This window comes from Aquirufa sp. (assembly GCF_964796385.1).
Genome location: NZ_CBAUBA010000005.1, coordinates 15,008 through 26,447, shown reverse-complemented (window position 1 = coordinate 26,447; position 11,440 = coordinate 15,008). Strand labels below are relative to the sequence as shown.

At 42.9% G+C, this 11,440-nt stretch carries 8 protein-coding genes; 4 read left to right on the top strand and 4 right to left on the bottom strand.

Annotation, left to right across the window (positions count from 1 at the left end; translation table 11 throughout):
* Nucleotides 1–19: 19 nt before the first annotated feature.
* Nucleotides 20–2,026, top strand: coding sequence for a CHU_0125 family OmpA-like outer membrane integrity protein (locus tag AC1W6K_RS02955; RefSeq protein ID WP_481946394.1), 2,007 nt, complete (start codon nucleotides 20–22; stop codon nucleotides 2,024–2,026).
* Nucleotide 2,027: 1 nt separating this feature from the next.
* On the top strand, nucleotides 2,028–3,365 hold the full coding sequence (locus tag AC1W6K_RS02950) for a dihydroorotase (RefSeq protein ID WP_481946393.1): 1,338 nt from the start codon (nucleotides 2,028–2,030) through the stop codon (nucleotides 3,363–3,365).
* On the opposite strand, the gene AC1W6K_RS02945 is transcribed toward AC1W6K_RS02950, so the two are convergent.
* A complete protein-coding gene (locus AC1W6K_RS02945) occupies nucleotides 3,366–4,034 on the bottom strand; it encodes an outer membrane beta-barrel protein (protein WP_481946392.1) in 669 nt (222 codons plus the stop codon).
* 81 nt (nucleotides 4,035–4,115) lie between these two features.
* Here AC1W6K_RS02945 and AC1W6K_RS02940 point away from each other — a divergent pair, with 81 nt between their 5' ends.
* Together AC1W6K_RS02940 and AC1W6K_RS02935 are read left to right on the top strand one after the other, a co-directional pair.
* Complete coding sequence (locus AC1W6K_RS02940) at nucleotides 4,116–4,724, top strand: ribonuclease HII (protein ID WP_481719336.1); 609 nt, start codon at nucleotides 4,116–4,118, stop codon at nucleotides 4,722–4,724.
* Between the two features lie 25 nt (nucleotides 4,725–4,749).
* Nucleotides 4,750–8,703: a S8 family serine peptidase gene (locus AC1W6K_RS02935; protein WP_481946391.1), complete on the top strand. Its 3,954-nt coding sequence runs from the start codon at nucleotides 4,750–4,752 to the stop codon at nucleotides 8,701–8,703.
* On the opposite strand, the gene AC1W6K_RS02930 is transcribed toward AC1W6K_RS02935, so the two are convergent.
* The 3 genes from AC1W6K_RS02930 to fcl are packed head-to-tail and all read right to left on the bottom strand — an operon-like array spanning nucleotide 8,693 to nucleotide 11,363.
* Nucleotides 8,693–9,679: a YhdH/YhfP family quinone oxidoreductase gene (locus AC1W6K_RS02930; protein WP_481946390.1), complete on the bottom strand. Its 987-nt coding sequence runs from the start codon at nucleotides 9,677–9,679 to the stop codon at nucleotides 8,693–8,695. The genes AC1W6K_RS02935 and AC1W6K_RS02930 overlap by 11 nt on opposite strands.
* Before the next feature lie 5 nt (nucleotides 9,680–9,684).
* A complete protein-coding gene (locus tag AC1W6K_RS02925; RefSeq protein ID WP_481946389.1) occupies nucleotides 9,685–10,425 on the bottom strand; it encodes a class I SAM-dependent methyltransferase in 741 nt (246 codons plus the stop codon).
* Nucleotides 10,425–11,363, bottom strand: a complete 939-nt coding sequence (gene fcl, locus AC1W6K_RS02920) for a GDP-L-fucose synthase (RefSeq protein WP_481946388.1) — start codon at nucleotides 11,361–11,363, stop codon at nucleotides 10,425–10,427. The genes AC1W6K_RS02925 and fcl overlap by 1 nt, the downstream gene beginning before the upstream one ends.
* Between the last annotated feature and the right edge of the window lie 77 nt (nucleotides 11,364–11,440).

Sequence of the window (11,440 nt, the reverse complement as noted above, 5' to 3'; positions counted from 1 at the left end):
GAAAGTTCTTATTTAAGCTATGCCTCGATTCATATCAAATTTAGCCCTTCCATTGATTTATGTCCTGATTATTTCAATCGGGTCCGGCTGCAGTTTCATGCAATCAGTTACACAAAAAGGACAAAACTATTTTGAACGAGGAGAGTACGATTGGGCGATTCAAACTCTAAAACCTTTAGCCGCCAAAAATAAGCTTGATAATCAATCCGCGTATATAATTGGCGAATCGTACCGCCTCTCTAACCGCATAAGTAACGCGCTTCCCTATCTCGAAAAAGCTTTAACAGCCGGAATACCAGACGATTTACTCAGCTATCATATCGCCATGGCCGCTAAGTCTACGGGTGACTATGCCAAAGCCAAAACTTACCTTGAAAAATTTTTACTCGCTAAACCCAGTCGGCCTAATCAAATAAAAGCCGAAATGGAATTAGAAAACCTAAGCAAAATTCCTGATTTAATTAAGCAAAAAAGTCTTGTTCAGGTTTATCCAATCATTGGAAATACAGCTCAAACTGAATTTGCTCCGGTTTTACAGGGGGCCAACTTACTTTTTACAAGTTCTAGTAAGCCGCTGATTTACAAGAATAATGGATTACCCTTTTTGGGTTTAGTGACTGCCCCTTTAAAATCCGAGCTTGAGATTGGCACACCCACATTTTTCAGTAAACAAATCTATTTAGAAAATGCGAATGATGGCACCCCAGCCTTTTCAAACGATGGTAAAAAAATGGTTTTTGCGCGCGGAAATACGGGCAAAAAAGATGCTTCACCAGATGTAGATTTATTCATTTCTACCAAAATTGGGGATTCATGGTCAACACCAGAACGACTGGCTATATCTGATTCCGTCGCCTGGGATGGTAGTCCGTGCTTTTCAACCGATGACCGGACCCTATATTTCAGCTCAAACCGAAGAGGTGGAAAAGGTGGGCTCGATTTATACCGCGTAAATATTGATAATTCGGGGAGGTTTGGCCGGCCGATCAACATGGGATCGACCATAAATACCCCAGGAGATGAAGCATTCCCACAAGTAAGTGATGCCGGTAAATTATATTTTGCCTCTGACGGACACCCTTCGATTGGAGGTCTGGATTTATATGTGGCCAGTCGGAACGAAAATGAAATCGTTGTTGAACACCTTGGCACACCTCTGAATTCCATTGGGGATGACTTTGCCATTTGCTTCTCTGATTCTACTTCTGGATATTTTAGTTCAAACCGACCAGGTGGCAAAGGAGACGACGACATCTATTATTTCAAATCACCTCAAGCTGAGAATACGTGGTGGGGAATCGAAGATCCCCAAAAACTCAAAGAAAGCCCCATTAACAAAACAGTCGCTTATCATTTAAAAACGCGTGTCGTAAATTTAGAAGGGCAAGCAATTCCTGGTGCGAGCGTTAGCATCAAACGCGAAAATGAAGAAGCTCAGGTATTCAGCTCCGATAAACAAGGGTATTTGCCCATTTTTGACCTACTGGAAACAGATGAGCTGAACTTTAAAGGATCAAAAGAATCCTACCTAACCGTTCGAAACGCATTCTCCATGCAAGGTCGCAACATTCCTGTAAGCAAGCTCACAAAGGACCAAACAGATACAACGTATACATTCGAATTAGCGATGGACCAACCGGAAGTAGGCCAAGAAATTTCCCAATTATATGGAATCTCTTCCATCTATTACAATGTAAATAAATCAGATATTAGGCCAGATGCCGCACAGGAATTAGATAAAGTCATCTATTTTCTAAATGATAATCCACAAATAAATTTAGAATTAGGTGCGCATACAGATGCTAGGTCAACAAAAACCTACAATCAGAAATTATCGCAAGCGAGAGCTGAGTCTGCAGTTAACTATATTTTAGCTAAGGGAATTAGTCAAACACGCATAAAACCTAAGGGTTTTGGCGAAAGCCAATTGCTGAACGCGTGTGTGGATGGCGTAGATTGTCCGGAAGAGATGCACCAACAAAACCGTCGGACCGAATTCAGAATTACCCAAATCAAAATCGATTAACATGGCTCAGTATCTGTTGCAGAATGCCCAAATAGTCAACGAAGGAAAAATTACTTCGGGAGATATCCGAATTAAGCACGGACGTATTGAACAGATTGCATCGCAAATTAGTGCCACACCTGCCGATTCGGTAATTGACTTGACGGGCAAATATATCTTTCCCGGGATGATCGATGATCAAGTTCATTTTCGAGAGCCTGGTTTGACACATAAGGCGACAATTGCGACTGAAGCGCGTGCCGCAGTGGCTGGTGGCGTAACTTCCTTTATGGAAATGCCCAATACTATTCCCAATGCATTGAATCAAGAACTTTTAGCTGATAAATACCACATAGCACACGAAAATTCGTTGGCCAACTACTCCTTTTTTATGGGGGCGGCGAATGACAATTTAGAGGAAGTTCTTCGGACCAATAAACAAAATGTGTGTGGAGTTAAGGTATTTATGGGCTCAAGTACGGGAAACATGTTGGTGGACAACATGAAAACACTTGAAACCCTATTTGCGAGTAGCGAAATGTTAATTGCGACACATTGCGAGGATGAGTATACCGTGCGCGCGCGTTTGGAATTGTTTCGTTCGAGGTATCCGGAGGATGCTCCATCCTTCATTCATCCATTGATTCGAAATGAAGAGGCATGCTATTTATCGTCCTCTATGGCTGTGGACTTAGCTAAAAAGTCAAACACCCGCTTGCATATTCTGCATATCAGTACTGCGGAGGAGCTTGCCTTATTTGAAACGGGAAAAGCAGTCAAAGATAAACGCATCACTTCCGAAGCCTGTGTTCACCACCTGTGGTTTGATGCATCGGATTACGAAACCTTAGGTGACTTAATCAAATGTAATCCGGCTATAAAGGAAGTGCGACATCGCCAAGCAATTCGGGCAGCATTGCAATCCGGAGCAATTGATGTTATCGCAACGGATCACGCGCCACATACGTGGGAAGAAAAACAACAAGGATATTGGAAATCACCTTCAGGTCTGCCTTTAGTACAGCATCCACTTTTGATGCTACTCGAAATGTCCAAAGAAGGTGTCTTGAGCCTAGAACAAATCGCTGAAAAAACGGCTCACCATGTGGCAGAATGCTTTCAAATAACGGAGCGAGGATATATTCGCGAAGGTTATTGGGCTGATTTAGCCATCGTCGATATGCAAACTCCATATACCGTTTCTAAGTCAAATATTGAATACCAATGTGGATGGTCGCCCTTGGAAGGACACATTTTTCCGCACAGCATCAGCTACACATTTGTATCCGGCCATTTAGCATACCAGGCAGGCAAATTTGATCTTTCGAAAAAAGGGGAACGTTTATTATTTACGCGTTAACTATAAGATCTCGTCGAAAAAGACACGCATGTAAAAACCAAGTGATTGATTGCGCAATTCGCCGGGTTCAGTAGAAATATTCATTAAGCCCGTTTGATACGTAAGACCAAAGGAAACAAAGTTTTGTGTTACCACACCAATACCCACTTTAAAGCCCATATCTAAACGGCGAATATCCCGAGAAAAACTTTCACCGGTAGTTGTAACCGTAGCAAAATTTCCTGCCGCTGTCTGTGCACGCTTCTCATACGTTGAATTATCCCACAAACCTATGCCCAAATAAGGGCCTCCCCAAATAGAATAGCCACTACCAAACTCAGATAAACTACCTAGCTTGAACTCGAAATTTGGGCTTACGTCTAAATATTGGGTGGTAATGTTACGTTTGGTATATGCCGAATCAGAAAAACTGGTCTTACCACTGAAACCTCGCTGTGATAAGGTTAACTGGGGGCTAAAATTCACTCGGGATGTGATTGGATACTGAATACCAATTCCTAACTCCAATGAGGGCTTGAAATAGTAAGATTCATTTGAAACGCCGCTGCCTACAAATCGCGCCGACTTTGCCTCTAAATGGAAAATCTTTTTCGGCTTGTATTTTTGAGCGGAGATTTGGCCAACGAATGCAAAAATGACAATAGTAAGCAGTGTAATTTGACGTAACATAAGGATACCTTTGGAAATAATCTTCAATTTTAACCCATATTTATGTAATCACCAAGTATTTTTGATTAATGGGTACATTATATGCAAAATAAAGTGAGTACGCTTTTATCATATTATTCACCGAATGGGATTGAGGCTGGACTTGACGAAGCGGGTCGAGGGTGTTTAGCAGGCCCTGTAGTCGCGGCAGCTGTTGTTTTACCCAAAGACTTTTATCATCCCTTATTGACCGACTCGAAAAAACTATCAGCCAAGCAACGAGAAACGCTCATCGAAGTTATAAAAACAGAATCCATAGCGTATGCAATCGCCGAAGTAGACCATGCAAAAATTGATGAAATCAATATTTATAAGGCCAGCGTACGCGCGATGCACCTAGCGGTAGAACAGCTTTCCATTCGTCCCGATCATTTGTTGGTGGACGGAAACCGCTTCATCGAATATCCATTTATCTCACACACCTGCATCGTTAAAGGGGATTCGAAATTTTTTTCCATTGCAGCCGCTTCGATATTGGCCAAAACCTACCGCGATCAATGGATGCGCGAGGCAGCACTCCAATTTCCAGGATATGGATGGGAACGAAATGCAGGGTATCCAACCTTAGAACATAGAAAAGCTGTACTAAAAAAAGGATTTAGTCCAATCCACCGAAAAACCTTTCGTGTGGAAATAAAAGAAATAAGCTAAATTAGAACTTTACTTTAGTAACAACATGCAGTCGAAGGCCTCGCCTCAATACCTAATCTGGTTGCTTTTTACCCTACTCTTGGTCGGAAATAGGCCACTTTTTGGTCAAGCCAAGTCGCTTTATCGGCTAGATGATCAGTTAAGTAAACGACAAGCCAATGCAACAGCATTCAGTAAATCGAGCGACAGTTTATTCCAAAAAAGTCAGGCACAAGCTAAAATTAGGGGGCTTCATTTGAGTGAGGACCTCGGTGAAGGGATGAAAATTGTGTTCCAGCAATTTAATGAAATCGGTGAAGCCATGTATATGACCCACCACTCCAACCGGTTCGCGGGGCAGATGACACGAACGGATCAGCTCTATCGAGGTGGTTCATTAGGCCTCTCTTTAAGTGGCGGATCAGATACACTTTCGGGATGGCTGGGGATTTGGGATGGAGGAACACCCTTAACTACCCACCAAGAATTTACCGGCCGAATCACGCCACAAGAATCGGCAATCAACTCTGATTCGCACGGCACACACGTAGCTGGGACATTAATCGCGTCAGGAATTAATAGCTCAGCACGGGGCATGGCTTTTGGGGCTAATCTAAAAGCTTGGGATTACACGAACGACAATTCCGAAATTAGCGCCGCATCCCTCAAATTATTAATTAGTAATCATTCCTATGGGTATCAAGCTGGCTGGGTATACGATTCCACGAAATCCAAATGGCAATGGTGGGGAAAAGATGAGGTTAGCTCATCTGAGGATTATAAGTTTGGTTTTTATGATAGCAATGCACAAGCCCTCGATCGCATCGCATACAATGCTCCCATGTACCTAATGACCAAATCTGCGGGGAATAGCCGCAACCAAACTGGTCCTGCCCCTGGCACCTTTTATTTACTCCGAAATACGCGGGATTCATCGTCTGTTTCACGAGCAAAAAATGATGGATATGACATCATCTCAACAACAGGAAATGCAAAAAATATTTTAACAGTAGGTGCAGCTGAGCTAAGTACGCAAGTGCCAATGTATGGCTCAGATGTTCAAATCAGCGAATTTTCAAGTTGGGGCCCTACAGACGACGGACGAATTAAACCAGACGTTGTAGGCATAGGGACCGATGTTTTATCCACAACAAATACAGGTAATTCTTCATATGCCTCATTGACTGGAACCTCCATGGCATCTCCACAAGTTGCCGGATCACTCTTTTTATTACAACAATTATACAATCGTCTAAATAAAGGGGTATTCATGCGTGCCGCAACACTAAAAGGGCTAGCGATACATACCGCGTTGGACATCGAAAATGTGGGCCCAGATTATAAAAGCGGTTGGGGTTTGATTAATGCTGAAAAAGCTGCCATGGCCATCCAAAACAAAAATGGTGCATACCGCATTACTGAGGGGACTTTGGCCAGCGGAACAAAACAAACCTTTCCGCTCATCGCTTCCGGTAAAGGGGATCTCGAGGTAACCCTTTCATGGACTGACCCTGAGGCAAATGTACTTTCAATAACACCCGAAAATCTGAACAATCGTAGCCCTAGGCTTGTCAATGATTTAGACATCCAAATTCAAAGTCCGAAAGGAATTTCTCTCCCCTACATTTTAGACCCAGAAAATCCAGGAAATCCCGCTACCACAGGAAATAACTTCCGCGATAACGTGGAGAAAATCCGCGTAAACGGTGCCATCCCAGGCCAAACATATACCTTAACCCTTTCCCACAAAGGCGTTTTAAAAGCCGTTGAGAATGTTACCAAACAAGATTTTAGTTTGATCATGTCGGGCATCGGAGGAACAGGGTATTGTGTCTCTACGCCCACAACCAACAATAACAACATAGCTAAAACTAAATTTGGGGCCATAGAATTTAGTGAGGCGGGAACAGTGGATTTTACCCAAAAAAGAATTCAAACGGAACAAGGGTCACAACTGGATTGTCAATTTGATTTCGCAACAGCACAATCAAAAGAAGTAATCCTACTAGCTGACTGGAATCAAGATGGGGACTTTGACGATGCGGAAGAAACCATTAAATCCTTCCAAGCTAACCTAACTTATCGCGAAAGCCTCAGCATTTCGTCGTTGGCAACCGCCGGTAATTTTTACCGCATGCGACTCATTTCGAGCACGAATGGACGTCCGAGTACCTGCGGCAACTATGCTGCCGGTGAAACGAACGAGTTTTTACTGGAAATCACCCAAGCTTCAAAAGATATCGCAGCTATTTCACTGAATAGCACGACCGGATTTAACTGTGCCACAACAGGGTCTACCACCCTACAAGCGAAAATTAAAAATGTAGGTAGCAAGGCACAGTCGCAAATTCCTCTACGCGTACGTGTGCTTTTAAATCAAGTAGAAATAGGCCAAATGACCGGCACGGTTCCCAACCTCGCTTCAGGAAAAGAAACGTTAGTTTCAGTCAGTGGGCCAATTTCATTGCAGCCAGGAAAAAATTACCAATTTGTCCTTCAATCGAACCTTCCCAATGATCAATTTGCCGGGAATAATGAGGTCTCCATTCAATATCAAACGGAAAGCCCAATTGCCCCTACCGCAACTGGAATTAGTTGCCTAGGAGCAAACAACTTAACATTAAGTGCAAATAGCGGCAATCCACTTTGGTATGTAAATAACACACTAATAGGCGCAGGGTTAAAAGTTTCCGCCACTCCCGGGCAAACCTACTTTGTGGCAACGGGGGATTTTAAAGGTGATTTTGGGCCAACGACCAAATCGGCATTTGGTTCAGGGAGCTACTTTGAAAATTTTGGCCCAACTCCAATCTTTGAAATTAAAACCCCGGTAATTTTAACAACGGCACGTGTATATGTGGGCACCTCAGGTACCATCACATTCTCTGTATTAAATAAGGATACTGGCGAATTAATCTATTCCATCGCCAAAGACCTCGTTGCTACTCGGACACAACGTAATTCCACTAGAATAAACAGCCAGTTAATTGATGACAAAAATGATCCCGGCCAAATTGTCGAACTTAACCTCCCATTTCCGAAAGCTGGTAATTACATGATTTCACAAAATTGTAGCAATGGAGCAAGTATTTTCCGAAGTAACCGCTCCTTGAATGATACAATTAATGCCCCCATCAACTTAGGTTACCCTTACTCAATCCCATTTGTCCTATCCATGACAGGTGCTTTATTCAATGGAGCACCCATCACATCGGGTTTTTATTACCTATATGACATGAAATTTAGCTCATTAGGTTGCCCAAGTCCTCGGGTAAATGTGCCCCTAAGCCAACTGAAATCTCCGGTCATCAGCTTAGATAAAGTCGGAACGAAAACAATCTGTAGTGGGACAAGTGAAACGCTTAGCGCAGTCACAAAAGATAACGCAGATTTAAGTTGGCAATTCAATGGAGTACCAACAGGTCAAACGGGACCGAATATCACGGCATCAAAAAATGGGACCTACCAAGTTTCAGCTAGCTTTGGGGGTGTTTGCCCAACACTTTCAAATACATTCACCCTGAATGTCACAAACCCCGTATCGCCGCTTGTATCCTATGCAGATGGCTACCTGAATTCGACAACGGCAGGAACAAATATGCAATGGCTACTAGATGATAAAAAAATCACAGGAGCTACCGAAGCGAAATTTTTACCAACCCAATCCGGAGCCTATCAAATTCAGTTAGTTGATATCAATAAATGCTTGGCCTTATCAGATAAGATTTTTGTTAGTATTTTGGGTCAAGAGTCAGAAAATCCATTCACTCAAATTACGGCCTATCCGAATCCAACACAAGGTGGAATACAAATGGGCATACCAACGCGTTGGAAAACAGTAAGCGCGCGCATCGAAATAGTGGATTTAACCGGAAAACGATGGCTGGAAAAGCCTTTGAACAATGAATTTATTGATCTTCGTAGCATACCTGCTGGGGCCTATTTCATCCAATTCATCGGTGTGCCCGGCCAAAAAACCATCAAATTCATTAAATTTTAACTAGGTAACGCCCGGATGAGCGACCAGCTAAGAGCTCATTAAGGATTTGAGGTGCTTCGGAAAGTGAAATTTCAGTCGTGAAATCATCCAATGCAACCGACCAGTCTTTTGCCAATAATTGCCATATTTCTTGCTTCCGAGCTAAAGGGGTATCTGCCGAATATATGCCAATTAAACGCGCTCCACGAAGAATAAATGGATAAACTTGCAAAGGCAAATCAATGCCTGCCGCCATTCCGCAAGCAGCGATAACACCATCGTATTGTAAACTTTTCAACAATTTTACGAGTACCTCTCCGCCGAGCACATCAATCGCTCCGGCAAATTGCATGGGATATAATGCCCTTGGTTTCTCGGACAAAAAATCTTGTCGGCGCACAATCCGCTTCGCCCCCAAACCCAATAAAGTATCATCCAATTCAGGTTTGCCACACATGGCGACTACATTAAAATGCAAGTGCGTTAATAACTTGACAGCAATCATCCCTACACCACCTGAAGCTCCAGTCACTAAAATTTCTCCGGATTCAGGTCTAAGACCGTTGCCTACTAAAGCTTGGACTGCCAAACCAGCCGTAAGTCCCGCGGTTCCAATTTGCATCGCAGAGCGCGCATTGAGACCTTCGGGCATTGCAATTACCCAATCCCCCGGTACAGCAACAAATTCAGATAGCCCACCATGACTATTCATTCCTTGGTCAAAACCTGTTACCAAAACGTGATCCCCGGCGCGAAAAATTCCACGCTTATCTGAGACCACCGTTCCTGCGGCATCGATCCCTGGAATATGTGGAAAATCACGTGTTATGCCGCGGTGGCCACTCGCCGACAGCGCATCTTTATAGTTTAGGGATGAATAGCTTACTCGAATAAGTACATCTTGTTCGCCTAACGTACTAAATGGCAAAGTGTGCACTGATGTTTCGAATTTTCCATCAGCCATTTCTGAAGTCCAAAGTGCTTGAAAAGTTTCCATAGCATTTATTTTTTCACCCAAATGAAAACCATTCGAGGAGAGGTATTTTCATCGAATGGCGCAAGGGAATAATCTCCCATTAAATCTACTAAAATTAGCCCGGACTTGGCAGCATACGTGAAAAAGTCCTGTTTCGGAATCAATTCAACTTTTTCCTCAAACTGAAAATCCCTACCCTCGTCTGAGAACTTAATCGATTTATATAAATAACTATTTGACTCCCAGCGTTTAATTGAAAACGTAATTCCGCCATGCTGCACCTCTTCCTCGCGCACCAAATTAGCTAACACATACGTTGGGTTGAAAAAGTCCATAACTAAAATTCCTCCGGACTTTAATGCATCTGCAAAGGCGTGAAAAGCCAATAAATTATCCGATTTTTCATCAAAATAACCAAAGCTTGTAAAGAAATTAAAAACCACATCATAGCTGAGGCGCTTGGGCACAGGCACGCGAATATCGTGCACAAAAAACGTTAGATTCTCAGAAGCTAATTCATTCGCCACTTGAATATTTATGGGGGACAAATCGAACGCATCTACCTGAAGGCCCAATTGTTCGAGCGTTTTGGCATGGCGTCCTTTTCCGCAGGCAGCATCTAGCACGTGGGCACCTACTTGAATTTGCAAATGTATTTGCAACGATTGAACAAACATGGCTGCTTCCGCTTCGTCACGCTCCGCATACAAAGTGTGGTAATAGGGCGAATCAAACCAGGCACTAAACCACTCCAGCTCTTTTTCCATTATTTGCGAATCGTAACATTCGCCAAAAAATCTTGATAGGCTAATTTAATACCATCAACAAGCTCAATATGATGTTTCCACCCTAAACCGTGTAACTTATTCACATCCATCAGCTTACGAGGTGTGCCGTCAGGACGTGTGGTGTCCCATTTGACCGTTCCGGCAAAGCCAACGATCCGTTGGACTGTTTCTGCCAACTCCTTAATCGTCACATCAACTCCGGTACCAATGTTAACTAATTCGGCGTCATTGTATATTTCCATAAGAAACAAACATGCCTCGGCTAAATCGTCTGCATACAAAAATTCACGCATTGGAGCCCCCGTACCCCATAATTCCATCGACTGATCACCACGTTCTTTAGCTTCGTGAAACTTTCGAATCATTGCCGGCAAAACATGTGAATTTTGCAAATCATAATTATCATTCGGGCCATATAAATTGGTGGGCATCACTGAAATAAAATTACAACCGTATTGGGCTCGGTAAGCTTCGCACATCTTAATGCCTGCAATTTTGGCAATCGCATAAGGTTCATTGGTCGGCTCTAAGAGTCCTGTCAATAAATAAGATTCTTTAAGTGGTTGAGGGGCTAATTTGGGGTAGATGCACGAAGATCCAAGAAACATTAATTTAGTTACCTGATTCACATAAGCGGCATGAATGACATTATTTTGAATAGCCAAATTTTCATAGAGGAAGTCGGCGCGATACATATTATTTGCTACAATCCCCCCCACTTTGGCCGCTGCTAAAAAAACATACGCTGGTTTTTCGCTTGCAAAAAAGTCCGCAACGGCTTGTTGGTTCCTCAAATCTAGTTCCGCCGAAGTCTTTAAAATAAGGTTTTGATATCCTCTTTTTTCAAGTGACCGAACGATGGCAGAACCGACCATCCCGCGGTGCCCAGCTACATATATTTTTGCGTGCTTTTCCAATGCGTAATTTGATTATTTAACTTCTTGTCATAAAAAACGTTACAAAAATACACAAACTACCCGAGGGAAACATTTAA